The 20523-nt window shown below is 71.0% G+C and carries 13 protein-coding genes, 1 tRNA gene and 1 rRNA gene; 13 read left to right on the plus strand and 2 right to left on the minus strand.

Going from position 1 to position 20523, the window contains the following annotated elements; all coding sequences use genetic code 11:
* From rrf to ACFYWG_RS21075, 3 genes are all read left to right on the plus strand, one after another.
* Positions 1-91 (plus strand): 5S ribosomal RNA (rrf, locus tag ACFYWG_RS21065); the annotation flags it as partial.
* Positions 92-205: 114 nt separating this feature from the next.
* A complete protein-coding gene (locus ACFYWG_RS21070) occupies positions 206-868 on the plus strand; it encodes a DegT/DnrJ/EryC1/StrS family aminotransferase (RefSeq protein WP_383503692.1) in 663 nt (220 codons plus the stop codon).
* A 72-nt stretch (positions 869-940) separates the two neighbouring features.
* Positions 941-1016, plus strand: a tRNA-Thr gene (locus ACFYWG_RS21075).
* A 44-nt stretch (positions 1017-1060) separates the two neighbouring features.
* Here ACFYWG_RS21075 and ACFYWG_RS21080 read toward each other — a convergent pair.
* On the minus strand, positions 1061-3814 hold the full coding sequence (locus ACFYWG_RS21080) for a SpoIIE family protein phosphatase (protein ID WP_389202809.1): 2754 nt from the start codon (positions 3812-3814) through the stop codon (positions 1061-1063).
* Positions 3815-4193: 379 nt separating this feature from the next.
* Between ACFYWG_RS21080 and ACFYWG_RS21085 the strand changes: the two genes are divergently transcribed.
* The 10 genes from ACFYWG_RS21085 (at position 4194) to ACFYWG_RS21130 (ending at position 19598) form a co-directional block, all read left to right on the plus strand.
* Entirely contained in the window at positions 4194-9665 is a 5472-nt protein-coding gene (locus ACFYWG_RS21085; RefSeq protein WP_389202811.1) for a HAMP domain-containing protein, read from the plus strand.
* 309 nt (positions 9666-9974) lie between these two features.
* Positions 9975-10655, plus strand: coding sequence for a two-component system response regulator (locus tag ACFYWG_RS21090; RefSeq protein WP_030853408.1), 681 nt, complete (start codon positions 9975-9977; stop codon positions 10653-10655).
* A gap of 128 nt (positions 10656-10783) precedes the next feature.
* Entirely contained in the window at positions 10784-13546 is a 2763-nt protein-coding gene (locus ACFYWG_RS21095; RefSeq protein WP_389202813.1) for a DNA translocase FtsK, read from the plus strand.
* Positions 13547-13803: 257 nt separating this feature from the next.
* A complete protein-coding gene (locus ACFYWG_RS21100; RefSeq protein ID WP_383503686.1) occupies positions 13804-14652 on the plus strand; it encodes a helix-turn-helix domain-containing protein in 849 nt (282 codons plus the stop codon).
* Between the two features lie 93 nt (positions 14653-14745).
* Positions 14746-16248 (plus strand): 30S ribosomal protein S12 methylthiotransferase RimO, encoded by a 1503-nt coding sequence (gene rimO / locus ACFYWG_RS21105; protein ID WP_383503685.1) that lies wholly within the window; start codon positions 14746-14748, stop codon positions 16246-16248.
* 392 nt (positions 16249-16640) lie between these two features.
* Positions 16641-17318, plus strand: a complete 678-nt coding sequence (gene pgsA / locus ACFYWG_RS21110; protein ID WP_383503691.1) for a CDP-diacylglycerol--glycerol-3-phosphate 3-phosphatidyltransferase — start codon at positions 16641-16643, stop codon at positions 17316-17318.
* Positions 17315-17860 (plus strand): CinA family protein, encoded by a 546-nt coding sequence (locus ACFYWG_RS21115; protein ID WP_385417938.1) that lies wholly within the window; start codon positions 17315-17317, stop codon positions 17858-17860. Before pgsA ends, ACFYWG_RS21115 begins: the two co-directional genes overlap by 4 nt.
* 109 nt (positions 17861-17969) lie before the next feature.
* Positions 17970-18350 (plus strand): helix-turn-helix domain-containing protein, encoded by a 381-nt coding sequence (locus ACFYWG_RS21120; RefSeq protein ID WP_003993396.1) that lies wholly within the window; start codon positions 17970-17972, stop codon positions 18348-18350.
* 236 nt (positions 18351-18586) lie between these two features.
* Entirely contained in the window at positions 18587-19057 is a 471-nt protein-coding gene (locus tag ACFYWG_RS21125; protein WP_376327648.1) for a Dps family protein, read from the plus strand.
* 283 nt (positions 19058-19340) lie between these two features.
* Complete coding sequence (locus tag ACFYWG_RS21130) at positions 19341-19598, plus strand: hypothetical protein (RefSeq protein ID WP_383503683.1); 258 nt, start codon at positions 19341-19343, stop codon at positions 19596-19598.
* 73 nt (positions 19599-19671) lie between these two features.
* On the opposite strand, the gene ACFYWG_RS21135 is transcribed toward ACFYWG_RS21130, so the two are convergent.
* Positions 19672-20502 carry an Fpg/Nei family DNA glycosylase gene (locus tag ACFYWG_RS21135; protein ID WP_383503682.1) on the minus strand — a complete coding sequence of 277 codons (831 nt, stop codon included), beginning with the start codon at positions 20500-20502 and terminating at the stop codon, positions 19672-19674.
* Positions 20503-20523: the final 21 nt, after the last annotated feature.

Genomic DNA, 20523 nt, shown 5'->3' on the forward strand with positions numbered 1-20523 from the left:
GCCCGGTTACATTCCGAACCCGGAAGCTAAGCCTTACAGCGCCGATGGTACTGCAGGGGGGACCCTGTGGGAGAGTAGGACGCCGCCGAACAATTCTTATAAGGGTTGGACCCCGGACTTCGGTTCGGGGTCCAACCCTTTTTTGTTGCGTGTCACTTGCAGTTCACGTTGCGCAACGAGCATGCACGGCATGGGTACTGCCGCAATGCTCAGGGCCGCCGGTGTCGGACTCGGTGACGAGGTCGTCGTGCCGGCGTTCGGGAACGTCGAGGTCGCCGAGGCCGTCGCCATGGCCGGAGCCATGCCCGTGTTCGCCGACATAGACCCCGTCACCTACTGCCTCGACGCCGCAGCCGTGGAGGCGGCCGTGACCTCCCGGACCGCGGCCGTCGTCGTGGTGCACCGCTTCGGCCGGCTCGCCGACCTCGGACGGCTGCACCACGTGGGACAGCGGCACGGGCTGCTCGTCCTGGAACAGGGCGAGTCCGAGGCGCCGTACGACGAGATAGCGCAGCGCAGGGAGCGGGCGGCCTATCTGCACGGCAAGTTGAGGGGTGTGCGGACGCCGGACGACGGTGACGGGCACTCCTACCAGCAGTACGTCGTGCGGGTGCCGGGAAACGGGCGGCCGGACCGGGACGCTTTCGCGCGGGCCGTGCGCAGCAGGGGAGTTGAGTGCCGGGTACCGGTGAAGACCCCGGTGCACCGGCTGCCCGAGTTCCGGCGGTGCGTGTCCCTGCCGGAGACCGAGCGGGCCGCTGACGAGACGCTCGCGCTGCCGGTGGACGCAGCCCTCACCAAGCGGGACATGCAGCGGATCGTGTCCGCCTGCAATGCCCTGGGCGGCCTGCTGCAGCCGGCCTTCTGACGTGGTTGGGAGCACGCTTCTGTTCGGGGTATGATCTATTCCGTTGCCGCGGGGGAAACCCCGAAGCGACAGGCCCCTATAGCTCAGTCGGTAGAGCGTCTCCATGGTAAGGAGAAGGTCAACGGTTCGATTCCGTTTGGGGGCTCCAGCACAGAAGGCCCCACCCTCACGGGTGGGGCCTTCTTCGTTTTCCTAGTCCTGCTGGAGGCCGGGGACGCGCATGGCCAGGATCGCCATGTCGTCGGACGGGGCGTCCGAGGCGAAGCGCTCCACTGCCCGCATGATGCGCGCCGCGACCGCTCCGGCCGTCAGGCCCGTGCAGGTCGTCAGGACGTCGGCGAGACCGTCGTCGCCCAGCATGCGGGTGCCCTCGCGGCGTTCGGTGACGCCGTCCGTGACGCACAGCAGGACGTCGCCCGGGTCGAGCGTGACCGTCTCCTCGTAGAGCTCCAGGTCCTCGATGACGCCGAGGAGGGGCTGGGGTTCGGCGGCCGGTTCGACCGTGCCGTCCTGGCGCAGGCGCAGCGGCAGGGGATGGCCGGCGCAGACGACCTTCAGCTCGGCGCTGCCGTCCTCCTGCGGGCGCATCTCGCCGTACAGGAGGGTGAGGAAGCGGCTGCGGGCGCCCTCGTCGAGGATGGCGGAGTTGAGGCGTTCCAGGACCGCCGGGCCGCTCAGGCCTTCGCGGGCGAGGAGGCGCAGGGCGTGGCGGGCCAGGCCCGTGACGGCTGCCGCGTTCGGGCCGGTGCCGCAGACGTCGCCGATGGCGAAGCCGTAGGCGCCGTCGCGGATGGGGAAGACGTCGTAGAAGTCACCGCCGACCTCGTTGCCCTCGCCGGCCGCGCGGTAGATGACCTCGACCTCGACGCCCTCGATGGACGGCAGCTCGGGCGGCAGGAGGCTGCGCTGCAGGGACTGGCTGATCGCCGTGCGCTCGGAGTAGAGGCGGGCGTTGTCCAGGGCCAGGGCGGCTCTGCGCGAGAGGTCCTCGGCGAGTTCCAGGATCTCCTGGCGGAAGTGCTCGTCGGCGGGCTTGCCGAGGGTGAGCATGCCGATGACGCGGTTGCGGGCGACCAGCGGGAGGACGACAGTCTCGCCGCCGACCGCGGAGGCCGTGGCGAGGGTCGGGCCGATGCCGGGGGTGACCTGGCTGCCGGTGCCGCCGCTGAGGCCGAGGCTGCGCATGGAGCTGCGCAGGGCGGCCTGGTGGGCGTTCTCGCCGGGGGTCGACCACACGCGGGCGCCGGGCGTGGGGACCGGGTCGGGCGGGGGGACCTTGGACAGCAGGGACTTGATGCCGTCGATGAGTTCCTCGTCCTCGTGCAGGACGTAGGAGAGGTCGGGATCGGAGGACTGGTCGGCGATCGTGTAGACGGCGCACCAGGTGGCGAGGGTGGGGACGGTCATCTGGGCCATCAGGGCCAGGGTCTGGTCGCGGTCGAGGGTGCCGGCGAGCAGGTCGGAGGCCTCGACCAGGAAGCTGAGGGAGCCGCGGCGCAGCCGCTCCAGCTCGCCCAGGCGTGCCGACTCGACGGCGAGGGCGATGCGGTCGGCGGCGAACTGCAGGCGCAGGGCCTCTTCGTTGGAGTACCGGGCGGGTGCCTCCGCGGCGACGCCGAGGGAGCCGGTGAGGCGGCCCTCGACCTTCAGCGGGACCGTGACGACCGAGCGCATGCCGGTGCCGTTCAGCAGGGGGACCGCGCCGGGGACGGCCGCGAGGTCGTCGTGGACGGCGGGCATGCGGGCCGAGCCGTAGCGGCCGGGGCCCGCCTCGACGGGGACGCGGGCGAAGCGCTGGCGTGCGGAGGGCAGGCCGGTGGAGGCGCGCACCTCCAGTTCCGTCTCGTCGTCGGTGGCGAGCAGCAGGAAGGCGGAGTCGCCGTCGAGCATGTCGCGGGCGCGTTCCACCGTGCGCTGGAGGAGGCCGTCGAGGTCGTCCGGGGCGGGGGAGCCGATGAAGACCTCGAAGGGGTCGGTGCTCTGGCCCTCGGTGCTGCCGGTGCTGTCGGAGGCCGGGACGCGCAAAGGCGTCTGGAGAACGGCCCGTTCGTGGTCGCGTACCAGGAGGCACACGGTTGACGGTTCGCCGCCGGTGTCGCGTACGCGCAGGTGGGAGGCGTAGACGGGGACAACGCGGCCGTCGGCGTCGCGGATGCCGTAGCTGCCCTCCCAGCGGGACAGGCGCAGGGCCTCGGCGATGCCGGTGCTGGTGCCCGGGGTGTGCGGCCAGGCGGCGAAGTCGGTGAGGGGTTTGCCGGTGACCTGCTCGGAGGGGTAGCCGAAGAGGTCCTCGGCGTCCTCGTTCCAGGCGGTGATGTGGCCGGTGCGGTCGATCTGCACGACGGCGACGCGGACCCGGCCGTCGGCCAGCGGGAGCAGCTCGGAGGGGAGGGCCGGTCCGGCGGCCCGGGTGCCGACCGCGCGTGCGGGCAGGTCGAGCTGGAACCAGACGGTCTTGTGGGTGGGGGTGTACTCGACGCCCCAGCGGCCGGCGAGGGCCGCGCACAGCTGCAGGCCGCGGCCGCCCTCGCGGTCGGGGCTGCCCATGTTGACGGCGGTGCCCTGGAGGGGGACCTCGCGTTCGGGGTACCGGTCGGCGACCTCGATGCGGGCGCCCTCGTCGCTGCGCAGGCACAGTACGTCGGCGGAGGTGCCGGCGTGGACGACGGCGTTGGTCACCAGTTCGCTGGTGAGAACGACGGCGTCGTCGACGATGTCGGCGAAACCCCAGCCCTGGAGGGTGTCGCGGACGAACGAGCGGGCGCTCGCGACCGAGCGCCCCACGGGCTCGAAACTGGCGGCCGCGCGCGCGGTGATCACTGAACTCCTCGACCGGTTCTCGTCGTGCTGGGCTGCGGGGCCGTCCGGTTCGTGCCGCTGGTGCGGCAGTGCGCCCGTCGGCCGGGGGTCCGGGGGCTGTTCCCCCGGGATCAGTCCGGTGGTCATGTGTCTGCGGCCGCCCCTCCGATGCCCGCTCGTCTTCGTGCCACCGCCCAGGCCGGACGGACCGGCGTGGCTGGACAGCCGGATGCAAGGTTACTTACCTTCGCGGTCCGAGCGGGTGCCGGTCTGCAGTGTTTCCGTCCGGAGGGTGTGCGGACGATGTGCGAAGCTGCCGAACTGTTATGGCCTGGTTCGGCCGGGGTGAAACACTGGGCAGGCTTCTTGTACGGGTCCGGGCAGGCTGAGTGCCGGAGGCGTACGGCGGGCAGCAGCCCTCTGGGACCGGCCTGCATGCAGGGCGGAGAATACGCAGTAGTAACCGGTACGCCGAGAGTGGAACCCGAGCACAGCAGTGACGGTCGACCCCTGCGGGAGGGACACAGTGGAGTCTGGCGCAGCGACGCGTGGCAAGAGGACGCGCGCGAAAGGCGGACAGTCCCCGAGCATCCAGGGCACAGCGCGCAACGGCACGACCGAGGTGGACACGGCGGCACTGAACAGGCTGCTGTCGGCCCTGGTGTCGATGCGGGACGGCAACTTCCGCAAGCGGCTCACGGTGTCCGGCGACGGCGTGATGTCGGAGATCGCGGCGGTCTTCAACGAGGTGGCCGACCGGAACCTGCATCTGACGGGTGAGCTGTCGCGGGTGCGGCGGATGGTGGGCCGCGAGGGCAAGCTGACCGAGCGGCTGGAGACGGGCGTCTGCGAGGGCTCGTGGGCGACGGCGATCGACAACTCCAACGCCCTGGTGGAGGACCTGGTCCGGCCGGTCTCCGAGGTCAGCCGGGTGCTGTCGGCGGTGGCCGACGGTGATCTGTCGCCGCGCATGGAGCTGCGCACGCACGTGCCGGAGGGGAACGGGCAGCCGCTGCGGGGCGAGTTCCTCAAGGTCGGGCGGACGGTGAACAACCTGGTCGACCAGCTGTCGACGTTCACCGACGAGGTCACGCGCGTGGCCAGTGAGGTGGGCACCGAGGGCAAGCTGGGCGGTCAGGCGCGGCTGCGGGGCATGTCCGGGTCGTGGAAGGACCTCACCGACTCCGTCAACACGATGGCGCACCGGCTGACGGCCCAGGTGCGGGACATCGCGCTGGTGACGACGGCGGTCGCCCGGGGTGATCTGTCGCGGAAGGTCACGGTGCACGTGGCCGGCGAGATGCTGGAGCTGAAGAACACCGTCAACACGATGGTGGACCAGCTGTCGGCGTTCTCCTCCGAGGTGACGCGGGTGGCCCGCGAGGTGGGCACCGAGGGCGCGCTGGGCGGGCAGGCGCAGGTGCCCGGCGTGGACGGGGTGTGGAAGGAGCTCACCGACTCCGTCAACACCATGGCCGGGAACCTCACGGCCCAGGTGCGCGGGATCGCCGAGGTGACGACGGCGGTCGCCAACGGTGATCTGTCGCGGAAGGTGACCGTGCCGGCGCGCGGCGAGGTCGCGCAGCTCGCCGAGACGATCAACCAGATGACCGAGACGCTGCGGATCTTCGCGGACGAGGTCACGCGGGTGGCGAACGAGGTCGGCGCCGAGGGGCGGCTGGGCGGTCAGGCGAACGTGCCGGGCGCGGCGGGGACGTGGAAGGACCTCACCGATTCGGTGAACACGGTCTTCCGGAACCTGACCACGCAGGTGCGGGACATCGCGGCCGTGACGACCGCGGTGGCGAACGGCGACCTCTCGCAGAAGGTCACGGTCGACGTGGCCGGCGAGATGCTGGAGCTGAAGAACACCGTCAACACGATGGTGGACCAGCTGTCCGCCTTCGGTGCCGAAGTGACGCGTGTGGCCCGCGAGGTGGGCGTCGAGGGTGAGCTGGGCGGTCAGGCGCAGGTGCCGGGTGCCGCCGGTACGTGGAAGGACCTGACGGACTCCGTCAACACGGCGTTCCGCAACCTCACCGGTCAGGTGCGCAACATCGCCCAGGTGACGACGGCGGTGGCGAACGGCGACCTGTCGCAGAAGGTGACGGTCGACGTCTCGGGCGAGATGCTCGCCCTGAAGAACACCGTGAACACGATGGTCGACCAGTTGTCGAGCTTCGCGGACCAGGTGACCCGGATGGCCCGGGACGTGGGCACGGAGGGCCGGCTCGGCGGTCAGGCCCGGGTCGACGGCGTGTCGGGCACGTGGAAGGAACTGACCGACTCCGTCAACTCGATGGCCGGCAACCTCACCTCCCAGGTGCGCAACATCGCCCAGGTGACGACGGCCGTGGCCCGGGGCGACCTGTCGCAGAAGATCGACGTGGACGCCCGGGGAGAGATCCTGGAGCTGAAGAACACCATCAACACGATGGTCGACCAGCTGTCGGCCTTCGCGGACCAGGTGACCCGGGTCGCCCGCGAGGTGGGTACGGACGGCCGGCTGGGCGGTCAGGCGCAGGTGCCCGGGGTGGCCGGTGTGTGGCGCGACCTGACCGACTCGGTGAACGGCATGGCCGGCAACCTCACCGCGCAGGTGCGCAACATCGCCCAGGTGGCGACCGCGGTGGCCCGGGGTGACCTGTCGCAGAAGATCACGGTGGACGCCCGGGGCGAGATCCTGGAGCTGAAGAACACCCTGAACACGATGGTGGACCAGCTGTCGTCGTTCGCCCAGGAGGTCACGCGGGTGGCCCGCGAGGTCGGTACGGAGGGCATCCTGGGTGGTCAGGCCGAGGTGCAGGGCGTCTCCGGCACCTGGAAGGACCTCACCCAGTCCGTGAACGGCATGGCGAACAACCTGACCATCCAGGTGCGCAACATCGCCGAGGTCACGACGGCGGTCGCCCGGGGCGATCTGTCGAAGAAGATCACCGTGGACGCCAAGGGCGAGATCCTGGAGCTGGTGACGACCGTCAACACGATGGTCGACCAGCTGTCGTCGTTCGCCGAGCAGGTGACCCGGGTGGCCCGTGAGGTGGGCACCGAGGGCATCCTGGGCGGCCAGGCGCACGTGCCGGGCGTGACGGGCATCTGGAAGGACCTGAGCGACAACGTCAACCTGATGGCCAAGAACCTGACCACGCAGGTGCGCAACATCTCCCAGGTCTCCGCCGCGGTCGCCAACGGCGACCTGACGCGGCAGGTGACCATCGAGGCGCGCGGTGAGGTCGCGCAGCTCGCCGACACCATCAACACGATGGTGAAGACGCTGAGTTCGTTCGCCGAGCAGGTCACCAAGGTGGCCCGCGAGGTGGGCACGGACGGCATCCTGGGCGGCCAGGCCCACGTGCCGGGTGTGGCCGGTACGTGGAAGGACCTCACCGAGTCGGTGAACCAGATGGCGTCGAACCTGACGGGCCAGGTCCGCAACATCGCCATGGTGACCACGGCCATCGCGAAGGGCGATCTGACCAAGAAGATCGACATCGACGCACGCGGCGAGATCCTGGAGCTGAAGACGACCATCAACACGATGGTCGACCAGCTGTCGTCGTTCGCCGAGGAGGTCACGCGCGTGGCCCGCGAGGTGGGCACCGAGGGGCAGCTCGGCGGGCAGGCACGGGTGCGTGACGTCGACGGCACCTGGCGGGACCTGACGGAGTCGGTGAACGAGATGGCCGGGAACCTGACCCGGCAGGTGCGGGCCATCGCGCGGGTGGCGACCGCGGTGACCCGCGGCGATCTGAACCTGAAGATCGACGTGGACGCGTCCGGGGAGATCCAGGAACTCCAGGACTACATCAACAAGATGATCGCGAACCTGCGCGACACCACCATCGCCAACAAGGAGCAGGACTGGCTGAAGGGCAACCTCGCCCGGATCTCCGCCCTGATGCAGGGCCGCCGGGACCTGGAGGACGTGGCCTCGCTGATCATGAGCGAGCTGACCCCGGTGGTCTCGGCCCAGCACGGCGCGTTCTTCCTGGCCATGCCGCTGGTCGACGGCGAGGACGTCAACGCCGCGGACGACGACCAGTACGAGCTGCGGATGGTCGGCTCGTACGGCTACTCGATGGGGTCGATGCCGACGTCGTTCCAGCCGGGTGAGGCGCTGATCGGGACGGCCGCCACGGAGAAGCGCACGATCCTGGTGGAGAACGCCCCCAGCGGCTACCTGAAGATCTCCTCGGGGCTCGGCGAGGCGCCGCCCGCGCAGGTGATCGTGCTCCCGGTGCTGTTCGAGGGGAAGGTCCTCGGGGTCATCGAGCTGGCGTCCTTCACGCCGTTCACGCAGATCCAGAAGGACTTCCTGAACCAGATCGCGGAGATGATCGCGACCAGCGTCAACACCATCTCCGTCAACACCAAGACCGAGCTGCTGCTGGCGCAGTCGCAGGAGCTGACCGAGCAACTGCGGGAGCGGTCGGCGGAGTTGGAGCAGCGGCAGAAGGCCCTCCAGGCGTCCAACGCCGAACTGGAGGAGAAGGCCGAGCTGCTGGCCCAGCAGAACCGCGACATCGAGGTGAAGAACACCGAGATCGAGGAGGCGCGGCAGGTCCTGGAGGAGCGCGCCGAGCAGCTCGCGGTGTCGATGCGCTACAAGAGCGAGTTCCTGGCGAACATGTCCCACGAGCTGCGCACGCCGCTCAACTCGCTGCTGATCCTGGCGAAGTTGCTGGCCGACAACGCCGAGGGGAACCTCTCGCCGAAGCAGGTCGAGTTCGCCGAGACGATCCACGGGGCCGGGTCCGACCTGCTCCAGCTGATCAACGACATCCTGGACCTGTCGAAGGTCGAGGCGGGCAAGATGGACGTCTCCCCGACGCGGATCGCGCTCGTGCAGCTGGTGGACTACGTGGAGGCCACCTTCCGTCCGCTGACGGCCGAGAAGGGCCTGGACCTGTCGGTGCGGGTCTCGCCGGAGCTGCCCGCCACCCTGCACACCGACGAGCAGCGGCTGCTGCAGGTGCTGCGCAACCTGCTGTCGAACGCGGTGAAGTTCACCGACTCGGGGTCGGTGGAGCTGGTGATCAGGCCGGCCCGCGAGGACGTGCCGCAGAAGATCCGGGAGCAGCTGCTGGAGACGGGGTCGCTGACCGATCCGGACGCCCAGCTGATCGCGTTCTCCGTGACCGACACCGGCATCGGCATCGCGTCGAGCAAGATGCGGGTGATCTTCGAGGCGTTCAAGCAGGCCGACGGCACCACCAGCCGCAAGTACGGCGGCACGGGCCTGGGGTTGTCCATCTCGCGGGAGATCGCCCAGCTGCTGGGCGGGGAGATCCACGCGCAGAGCGAGCCGGGACGCGGCTCGACCTTCACGCTCTACCTGCCGCTGCACCCGAGCGAGCTGCCGCCGCAGGGCTACCAGCAGCAGCTGCCCGCCCTGGAGGCCGGCGAGGCGGCGGCCCCCGCGGGCGACGCGGCGCAGCCGTCCCGGACGGAGGCCGAGACGCCGGCGGAGGTGACGTCGTACCGCGAGACGCAGAACGGGCCCGCCGCGCTGTTCCGGCGGCGGCGCAGGGCGCCCGAGCTGCCGTCGCGGCCCGCGCAGCCCGAGCAGTGGGTTCCCGCCGAGCAGGAGCCGGCGCCGAAGCCGCAGCGGGGCATCCGGTTCGGCGGTCAGAAGGTGCTGATCGTCGACGACGACATCCGCAACGTCTTCGCCCTGACCAGCGTCCTGGAGCAGCACGGCCTGTCGGTGCTGTACGCCGAGAACGGCCGTGAGGGCATCGAGGTCCTGGAGCAGCACGACGACGTGGCGGTGGTGCTGATGGACATCATGATGCCGGAGATGGACGGGTACGCGACGACCACGGCGATCCGCAGGATGCCGCAGTTCGCGGGGCTGCCGATCATCGCGCTGACCGCGAAGGCGATGAAGGGCGACCGGGAGAAGGCGATCGAGTCGGGCGCCTCCGACTACGTGACCAAGCCGGTCGACCCCGATCACCTGCTGACGGTGATGGACCAGTGGATGCGCAGCGAGTGAGGACGGGCCCGCCGGGCGCCGGCGGGCCGCGAGGGGAAGGCCCGGTGTGCACGCCGGGCCGCCGACTCGGTGGGCGCGCAGCCGTGTAGAACCGGGAGATCCGGGGAACCTTCAGGTCTCCTGCTGCGTTTCTGCTATGTGCACAGTGACAACACGGTGACAGGGTGTGGCGACGGGCGGGGTGCGGCTACGATGACCGGCACAAGGACGGACGGCGCAAGGGAGTCGTCCCCTGGGGCGGCACCCACCGATGCTTCCCCAGGTCCTGCGGACAGGGGAGGCCCCACGCCGGGGCGAGGAGGGCGGGCCATGGTGCAGAAGGCCAAGATCCTCCTGGTCGATGACCGGCCGGAGAATCTGCTGGCGCTGGAGGCGATCCTCTCTGCGCTCGATCAGACGCTGGTGCGGGCATCGTCCGGGGAGGAAGCGCTCAAGGCGCTGCTCACGGACGACTTCGCGGTCATCCTGCTGGACGTGCAGATGCCGGGCATGGACGGGTTCGAGACGGCCGCGCACATCAAGCGGCGTGAGCGGACCCGGGACATCCCGATCATCTTCCTCACGGCGATCAACCACGGCCCGCACCACACCTTCCGGGGTTATGCGGCGGGCGCGGTCGACTACATCTCCAAGCCGTTCGACCCGTGGGTGCTGCGCGCGAAGGTCTCCGTCTTCGTCGAGCTGTACATGAAGAACTGCCAGCTGCGTGAGCAGGCGTCCCTGCTGCGGCTGCAGTTGGAGGGCAACGGCAAGGACGCGGGCGGCGAGGCCAAGGAGTCGGCCGGCCTCCTGGCGGAACTCTCCGCGCGGCTCGCGGCCGTCGAGGAGCAGGCCGAGGCGCTCACCAAGCAGCTGAACGACGAGTCGACCGACGCCGCCGCGGTGGCCACGGCGGCTCATCTGGAGCGCAAGCTCACGGGGTTGCGGCGGGCGCTGGACGCGCTGGAGCCGGGCACCGGAAGCACCTCATCGGTGTCCTCGCAGAACTGACGCGCGCGCGGGCCGGGTTGCGTCCCGGTGACCGCGCGTCAGCTTCGTGCCTGTCCCGGGAGCGACACGAACGGGTGAAGCGGTGGGCACACGTGTCCCCTGTCGTCTCCACCGGTAACCTCACACCCATGGCCTCACGTCCCTCCGCAGCCAGGAAGCCGCCCGCGAAGAAGGCGGCCGCTTCGGCGAAGGCTCCGGCGAAGAAGGCCGCTGCCCGAAAGGCCCCCGTAAAGAAGGCGCCCGCCCGGAAGGCCGCGGCCAAGAAGGTCGCGCCCAGGCCGGCTCCCAGTCCCACCGGGGGCGTGTACCGGCTCGTGCGCGCCGTGTGGCTCGGCGTGGCGCACGCCGTCGGCGCCGTCTTCCGCGGCATAGGGCAGGGCGCCAAGAACCTCGACCCGGCCCACCGCAAGGACGGCGTCGCCCTGCTGCTGCTCGGCATCGCCCTGATCGTCGCCGCCGGCACCTGGGCCGACCTGAAGGGCCCGGTGGGCGACCTGGTCGAGATCCTGGTGACCGGTGCCTTCGGCCGGCTCGACCTGCTCGTGCCGATACTGCTCGCGGTCGTCGCGGTGCGGTTCATCCGCCACCCGGAGAAGCCCGAGGCCAACGGACGCATCGTCATCGGCCTGTCCGCGCTCGTGATCGGCGTGCTCGGCCAGGTCCACGTCGCCTGCGGCTCACCCGCGCGCGGTGACGGCATGACCGCCATAAGGGACGCCGGCGGCCTCATCGGCTGGGCCATGGCGACGCCGCTGTCGTACGCCATGGGTGACGTGCTCGCGGTGCCGCTGCTGGTGCTGCTGACGATCTTCGGGCTCCTCGTCGTCACCGCCACCCCGGTCAACGCCATCCCGCAGCGGCTGCGGCTGCTCGGGGTGCGGCTCGGCCTCGTCCGGGACCCGGCCGAGTACGACGAGTACGGATACGCCGAGGACGACGAGCGCTACGAGGAGCAGTGGCGCGAGGCGCTGCCCGCGCGCCCGCGCGGCAGGCGTGCGCCGGCGCCCGCGGCGGCGTACGACCCCGACAGCGCGGAGCAGGAGGCCCTCTCGCAGCGCCGGGGCCGCCCCCGCCGCTCGGCGGTGCCGCAGCCCGACATGGACCGGCCCAGGGACGCCGTGGACGTCGCCGCGGCGGCCGCCGCCGCGCTCGACGGCGCGGTGCTGCACGGCATGCCGCCCTCGCCGGTCGTCGCCGACCTCACCCAGGGGGTGCGGGCGGGCGACCAGGAGGCGACCACCCCGACCCCCGTCCCGGCCGCCCGGCCCCAGCAGGTCCAGCCGCAGCCGGACCAGGCCCCGCAGGCCGAGCCGGAACCGCAGAAGCCGAAGGCCGGCGTCCGCGACCTGACCAAGGCGCCCCCCGCCGAGCCCCGCGACCTGCCCCCGCGCGCGGAGCAGCTCCAGCTCTCGGGCGACATCACCTACTCCCTGCCGTCGCTCGACCTGCTGGAGCGCGGCGGCCCGGGCAAGGCCCGCAGCGCCGCCAACGACGCCATAGTGGCCGCGCTGACCACCGTCTTCACCGAGTTCAAGGTCGACGCCAGGGTCACCGGCTTCACGCGCGGGCCGACGGTCACGCGCTACGAGGTGGAACTCGGCCCCGCGGTGAAGGTCGAGCGCATCACCGCGCTGGCCAAGAACATCGCCTACGCCGTCGCCTCCCCGGACGTGCGGATCATCAGCCCGATCCCCGGCAAGTCCGCGGTCGGCATCGAGATCCCCAACACCGACCGGGAGATGGTGAACCTCGGTGACGTGCTGCGCCTCGCCGAGTCCGCGGAGGACGACGACCCGATGCTGGTCGCGTTCGGCAAGGACGTCGAGGGCGGCTACGTCATGCACTCGCTGGCGAAGATGCCGCACATGCTGGTCGCCGGCGCCACCGGCTCCGGCAAGTCGTCCTGCATCAACTGCCTGATCACCTCGATCATGATGCGGGCGACCCCCGAGGACGTGCGGATGATCCTGGTCGACCCCAAGCGGGTCGAGCTGACCGCCTACGAGGGCATCCCGCACCTGATCACGCCGATCATCACCAACCCCAAGCGGGCCGCCGAGGCGCTCCAGTGGGTGGTGCGCGAGATGGACCTGCGCTACGACGACCTCGCCGCGTACGGCTACCGGCACATCGACGACTTCAACAAGGCCGTGCGCGAGGGCAAGGTCAAGCCGCCCGAGGGCAGCGAGCGCGAACTCCAGCCCTACCCCTACCTGCTGGTGATCGTCGACGAGCTGGCCGACCTGATGATGGTCGCGCCCCGCGACGTCGAGGACGCGATCGTGCGCATCACGCAGCTCGCGCGCGCGGCCGGCATCCACCTGGTCCTCGCCACGCAGCGACCCTCGGTGGACGTGGTCACCGGCCTGATCAAGGCCAACGTGCCCTCCCGGCTCGCCTTCGCCACCTCCTCGCTGGCCGACTCGCGCGTCATCCTCGACCAGCCCGGCGCCGAGAAGCTCATCGGCAAGGGCGACGGCCTGTTCCTGCCCATGGGGGCCAACAAGCCCACCCGCATGCAGGGCGCCTTCGTGACGGAGGCCGAGGTCGCGGCGGTCGTGCAGCACTGCAAGGACCAGATGACGCCGGTCTTCCGGGATGACGTCGTGGTGGGCACCAAGCAGAAGAAGGAGATCGACGAGGACATCGGCGACGACCTGGACCTGCTGTGCCAGGCGGCCGAACTGGTCGTCTCCACCCAGTTCGGCTCGACCTCCATGCTCCAGCGCAAACTGCGCGTCGGCTTCGCCAAGGCCGGGCGGCTGATGGACCTCATGGAGTCGCGGAACATCGTCGGACCGAGCGAGGGCTCGAAGGCTCGTGATGTTCTTGTGAAGCCTGACGAACTGGATGGCGTGCTCGCCCTGATCCGGGGGGAGTCTGAAGGGTAGGGAAACGGCGCGCGATGATCGTCGGGCCGTACGGCAATCGGGTGGTCTGATCGTGACTCACCCGTAAGGATCAACGGGCAACCGTTTCCCTTCGTCGTACGTCAAGTTGAGGGAAGCGAAACGCAGCGACCCCACCATCGGACTGTCGGGCCATTCCGATGGCGTACAAAGTGTCACCGCCCGGTTGCCCCACTTTTTTGCACTCCCCCTAGACTGAACCTCCAGCACAGGCGGCTACACGCTCGAAAGGCGCCCCCGTGTCCATCGGCAACTCACCTGAAGACGAGCGTCCGTTCGAAGACGACAGCGTCGCAGCAGATCACGAGGAAGCCCGCCCCTCCATCGGCCACGCCCTGCGGCAGGCCCGTATCGCCGCCGGGCTGACTGTCGACGACGTCAGTAGCGCCACCCGGGTCCGCATGAACATCGTGCACGCGATCGAGGCGGACGACTTCTCGCCCTGCGGCGGGGACGTCTACGCCCGCGGGCACATCAGGACCCTGGCCAAGGCCGTCCACCTCGACCCCGAGCCCCTGCTCGCCCAGTTCGGCGAGGAGCACGGCGGGCGTCCGGCGCCGACCCCGGCGGCCCCCCTCTTCGAGGCGGAGCGCATCCGCCCGGAGCGGCGGGGGCCCAACTGGACCGCGGCCATGGTCGCCGCCATCGTCGCCGTGATCGGTTTCGTCGGCTTCACCATGTTCCAGGGCGGCGACGAAGGCGGCAACGAGGCGAACGTGGCCGAGGGCTCCACGCCCAGCGACTCCGCCTCCCCGACCACCAAGACCAAGAAGCCCGCCGACCCCAGGCCCGAGCCGTCCGACAGCGCCATCGCGGCCGCGCCGCAGGACAAGGTCACCGTCCGCGTGGCCGCCACCGACGGCCGCAGCTGGATCGCGGCCAAGGACCACAACGGCCGGATGCTCTTCGACGGCGTCCTCAAGCAGGGCGACACCAAGACCTTCCAGGACAGCACCAAGGTCCACCTCGTCCTCGGCGACGCCGGCGCGATCGACCTCTTCGTCAACGGCAAGAAGATCGAAGAGGACTTCCAGCCCGGCTCCGTCGAACGCCTGACCTACACGAAGGGCGATCCCGAGGCCGGGTGACCCGTCCGGTAAGCGCACTTCATACGGGGTTGGCCGGGAAACGGCCAACCCCGTCGACGTGGGGTGTCGGCGGGACGAAGTAGTCTTGAGCCCATGCCTGAACGCCGTACCGTCGCACTCGTCACCCTTGGCTGCGCCCGTAACGAGGTGGACTCGGAGGAGCTCGCAGGCCGTTTGGAGGCGGACGGCTGGCAGCTCGTCGAGGACGCCGAGGAAGCCGACGTCGCTGTCGTGAACACCTGCGGCTTCGTCGAAGCCGCCAAGAAGGACTCCGTCGACGCCCTCCTCGAGGCCAACGACCTCAAGGGACACGGCAGAACCCAGGCCGTCGTGGCGGTGGGCTGCATGGCCGAGCGGTACGGCAAGGAACTCGCCGAGGCCCTCCCCGAGGCCGACGGCGTCCTCGGCTTCGACGACTACGCGAACATCTCCGACCGGCTGCAGACCATCCTCAACGGCGGCATCCACGCCTCCCACACCCCGCGCGACCGGCGCAAGCTGCTGCCGATCAGCCCCGCCCAGCGCCAGGAGTCGGCCGCCGACGTCGCGCTGCCCGGGCACGGTCCCGCCGAGCCCGCCGTCGCTCCCGCCGACCTCCCCGAGGGCCTCGCTCCGGCCTCCGGCCCCCGCGCGCCGCTGCGCCGCCGGCTGGACGGCTCCCCGGTCGCCTCGGTGAAGCTCGCCTCGGGCTGCGACCGCCGCTGCTCCTTCTGCGCCATCCCGTCCTTCCGCGGCTCCTTCATCTCCCGCCGCCCCTCGGACGTGCTCAACGAGACGCGCTGGCTGGCCGAGCAGGGCGTCAAGGAGGTGATGCTCGTCTCCGAGAACAACACCTCCTACGGCAAGGACCTGGGCGACATCCGCCTGCTGGAGTCCCTCCTGCCCGAACTGGCCGAGGTCGACGGCATCGAGCGCGTGCGCGTCAGCTACCTCCAGCCGGCCGAGATGCGGCCCGGCCTGATCGACGTGCTGACCTCCACGCCGAAGGTCGCGCCCTACTTCGACCTGTCCTTCCAGCACTCCGCGCCCGGCGTGCTGCGCGCGATGCGCCGCTTCGGCGACACCGACCGCTTCCTGGAACTCCTCGACACCATCCGCAGCAAGGCACCCGAGGCGGGCGTGCGCTCCAACTTCATCGTCGGCTTCCCCGGCGAGAGCGAGGCGGACCTCGCCGAGCTGGAGCGGTTCCTGAACGGCGCGCGGCTGGACGCCATCGGCGTCTTCGGCTACTCCGACGAGGAGGGCACCGAGGCCGCGACCTACGACGGCAAGCTCGCCCAGGACGTCGTCGACGAGCGGCTGGCCCGCGTCTCGCGGCTGGCGGAGGAACTCGTCTCCCAGCGCGCCGAGGAGCGCGTCGGCCAGACGGTGCACGTCCTGGTCGAGTCCGTGGACGAGGAGGAGGGCGTGTACGGGCGCGCGGAGCACCAGGCGCCCGAGACGGACGGCCAGGTGCTGCTCACGAGCGGCGCGGGCCTGAGCATCGGCCGTATGGTCGAGGCGAAGGTGGTCGGCACGGAGGGTGTCGATCTGGTGGCCGAGCCGCTCCAGGGCTCGTTCGCATCGCCTGCGTGGAGTGAGGAGGCGGGCAGATGACCGGTGTCCCGGCAGCCGCGGCGGGTGGTGCCTCCGGCGCGAGCAGGGCAGCGGCCGGTCCGGTGTCCCCGGCCGGCACGGTGTCCGCGGCCTCCGTGGCCTCGGGGACGGTTTCCGGGGCGGTGGCGGGACGCGCGGCGGCCCCGTCGGCCGACGGCGGACCGTCCGGAGCCGGGCACGGTGCGCCCGACGAGGCGGAGCGCGGCGGTACCGCCGGTGCGGCGCCCGGGAGCGGTGAGACGGTCGCCCGCGATGCCGGGGACGACAGTGCCGTCGCCGGTGGCGGTGTCAGCGGCGGTGGTCCGGTGACCGGCAGCGGTGCGGTGAGCGGCGCTCGTAGCGGTGCCGTGGGCGGTGCCCGTGGCGGCGATGCGGTCGTGGGTGATGGCGACGTGCTGGTGGGTGAGACCGACGGCGCCGGGGACAAGGGCGGCGACGGCAGGCCCCCGCGGGGTGCGAAGCTGGCGGCCGCGGCCGTCAACCAGGCCAGCGTCTGGAACATCGCCAACCTGCTGACCATGCTCCGGCTGGTCCTGGTGCCGGCCTTCGTCGCGCTGATGCTCGCCGACGGCGGATACGACCCGGCCTGGCGTTCGCTGGCCTGGGCGGCCTTCGCCATCGCCATGATCACCGACCTCTTCGACGGGCACCTCGCCCGCACCTACAACCTCGTCACGGACTTCGGGAAGATCGCCGATCCCATCGCCGACAAGGCGATCATGGGAGCGGCGCTCATCTGTCTCTCCGCGCTCGGCGATCTGCCCTGGTGGGTCACCGGCGTCATCCTCGGCCGGGAACTCGGCATCACCCTGCTGCGTTTCCTCGTCATCCGCTACGGCGTCATCCCCGCCAGCCGCGGCGGGAAGCTGAAGACCCTCACGCAGGGCGTGGCCGTCGGGATGTACGTACTGGCGCTCACGGGATGGCTGGCCACCCTGAGGTGGTGGGTGATGGCTGCGGCGGTCGTGCTGACCGTGGTGACCGGGCTCGACTATGTGAAACAAGCCATTGTGCTGCGCCGGCGGGGAATCGCGGAGCGCAAGGCCGCGTTGGAGGAGAAGGAAGCGTGAGTTCCACGGCCACCGACGTGGTGCGACTACTCACAGTGAAGGGCGGGACGCTCGCTGTCGCGGAGTCGCTGACCGGTGGCCTCGTGGCGGCGGAGATCACCTCGGTCCCCGGGGCGTCCAAGGTCTTCAGGGGCTCGGTGACCGCCTACGCCACCGACCTCAAGCACCGGATGCTCGGCGTCGACGCCACTCTGCTGGCGGCACAGGGTGCGGTGGATCCGCAGGTCGCGGCCCAGATGGCGGCCGGCGTGCGCGCCGCGCTCGGTGCGGACTGGGGCATCGCGACCACCGGTGTGGCGGGCCCGGAGCCGCAGGACGGCCGGCCCGTGGGGACGGTCTTCGTCGCTGTGGACGGGCCCTTCGGGCCGGATTCCGGTTCTGCCCGCGGCGGAAAAGTGGAGGGTCTGCGGTTGAACGGCGACCGCGAGGAAATTCGTAGAGAGAGTGTACGGAGCGTACTCGCACTGCTCCTGAAGGAGCTTGCGGGCGAACAGACCAGGAATGAGCGGGCACAGGATACGGAACGGAACGGGGGGTTTTGATGTTTGCAGCCCTGAGTGAACACGACATCGCTCCCCGCACGGCCGCGGCGCGAGGCGGTACGGTGGGGCGTAATGGATGCGGCTACGCGGTCCGAGGAGGGAGCCACCGATGATTCTGCTCCGTCGCCTGCTGGGTGACGTGCTGCGTCGGCAGCGCCAGCGCCAGGGCCGTACTCTGCGCGAAGTCTCCTCGTCCGCCCGAGTCTCACTCGGCTATCTCTCCGAGGTGGAGCGGGGGCAGAAGGAGGCTTCCTCCGAGCTGCTCTCCGCCATCTGCGACGCGCTGGACGTACGGATGTCCGAGCTCATGCGGGAAGTGAGCGACGAACTCGCCCTCGCCGAGCTGGCCCAGTCTGCTGCGGCCACCCCCAGCGAGCCTGTGCCCACACCGGTTCGACCGATGCTGGGTTCCGTTTCGGTGACCGGTGTGCCACCGGAACGGGTGACCATCAAGGCGCCTGCCGAGGCGGTGGACGTCGTCGCCGCGTGAGGCTCGACGCTCACCCGGCATGATCGAGGCCCCGGTCGGGCTTCTCCGGAGATCCGGAGAGGCACCGGTCCGGGGTTTCCGCTTGCCCGGGGGCCCGTGACAACGGGCGTGCTCGGCCCCGCCGGCCTCTTTGGTGTCCGGCCCGATCATTCGGCGTCCGTTTTGTGTGCGTTTGCCGGTGGGGCGCGGGGCGGTCATCGTGGAGGGACGGCGGGGGGCAGTTCTCGGAGGTGCGGATGTACGTCGTGAAGAGCCCGTTGTCGGACGCGAACCTGAAGACCGTGTCCGAGGCGCTGCAGGGCGCCCTGGTCGACCTGGTGGATCTCGCCCTCGTGGCCAAGCAGATCCACTGGAACGTGGTGGGGCCGCGCTTCCGTTCCGTCCACCTCCAGCTGGACGAGGTCGTCGACACCGCGCGCACGTACTCCGACACCGTGGCCGAGCGGGCCGCGGCGCTGGGGATCTCGCCCGACGGGCGGGCGGCGACCGTGGCCGTCGGCAGCGGCATCGGCGTCACCCCGGAGGGCTGGGTCGACGACACCACCGCTGTGGGGACGCTCGTCGAGGCGCTGGGCGCGGTGATCGTACGGATGCGGGAGCGGATCGAGACCACCGGCGAGCCCGATCCCGTGAGCCAGGACATCTTCATCAGCATCACGGCGGCCCTGGAGAAGCATCACTGGATGTTCCAGGCCGAGAACGGGTGAACCGGGCCCGCGCCGCGGTGGACGACGGGCCCGGGCGATCCGGTGGGCCTTGCAGGTACAGGGGGGCCGGCCGGCCTTGCGGGGCCGGCCGGCCTTGCGGGGCCGGCGGGCCTGGAGGGGCTGGCCGGGCTCGCGGTGCCGGCGGGCCCGGGGCGTGCTCCGGGCCCGGCGCTGCCCGGCCTGACGGGGTGTGGGGCGCGTTCGTGGCTCCGCAGAGAGTGCCGCCCGCTGCCCGGACTGGTTGCGGCCGAGGCCGCCCGGCGTCGGGGCGGGGGTGGGGGGCATGGCGGGCATAGTGCGCTGGGGGGTGCGCGGGACCGTCCTCGGGTTCGGCGCGGTGTGGTGGTGGGCGGTGCTGCGATTGATGACGCAGGCGGAGGCGGGACTGCTGGAGGCGGCGATCGCAGCCGGGGGGTGGGGGCTGAGCGTGCTGCCGGTGCATTGCGTGCCGAAACGGCGGGCGACGGGGGCGGTGGCCACGGGGCGCTGGCGGGGCCTGTGGGGTACGGGGCGGCGCGGGGTGGACACGGGGCGAGGGTGAGCTGCCGCTGCCGCTGCCGCTGTCTCAGCCGCTCCGGCTGTCGTTCGTGCTGTGCGGTGAGTCCCGCAAGCCGTCACATGGCTCGGCTGCGCCGGTAGGCCGTGGGGACGGTCGGGGACGGGCCCGGCTGGCAGGTGGGGCACCAGTAGGTGGGGCGTTCCCGGGAGCCGTCTCCCTGGTCGGCGAGCCGGATCGAAGTGCCGCAGCGCAGGCAGGGGCGGCGGGCCCGGCCGTAGACGTAGAGATCCTGGCCGCGGCGGCCCGTCGTGACGCGGACCGGGCGCTCGCGGTTGATCTCCAGCAGCTTCTTGGCCAGCTCGGGCAGGTGGGCCGCCCGGTCGGCGGGCAGGTCCCCGGCGGGGAGCCAGGGGGTGACGCCGAGGAGGAAGCACAGCTCGCACTTGTAGACATTGCCGATGCCGGCGAGGTTGCGCTGGTCGAGCAGGGCCTCGCCGAGGGGCCGCGCCGGGTCCCGCAGGACGTTGGCGAGGGCGCGGTCGGGGTCCCAGTCCGGGCCCAGCAGGTCCGGGCCGAGGTGGCCCACCGCACGGGACTCGTCGGAGGTCCGCAGCAGTTCCAGCACGGGGAGGCGGTAGCCCACGGCGGTCCGCTCGGTGGTGCCCAGGATCGCGCGGATCTGGTGTCCCGCCCCGCCGGTCCAGCGCCGGCCGTTCTCGTAGATCTTCCAGGCGCCGTCCATCCTCAGGTGGGAGTGGAGGGTCAGGCCGCCCTCGATGCGGGCCAGGAGGTGCTTGCCGCGAGGGGTGACGTCCAGAACCGTGCGACCGGTGAGGTCGGCCGTGGCGAAGCGGGGCACCCGGAGGTCGCTGCGGACCAGCACTCTGCCCGCGAGGGCGTCGTGCAGCCGCCTCGCGGCCTGCCAGACCGTGTCACCTTCGGGCATGGTTCAAGAGTCGCACGCAGG

Origin of the sequence: Streptomyces sp. NPDC003456 (assembly GCF_042878735.1) — a bacterium.
Lineage (GTDB): Bacteria > Actinomycetota > Actinomycetes > Streptomycetales > Streptomycetaceae > Streptomyces.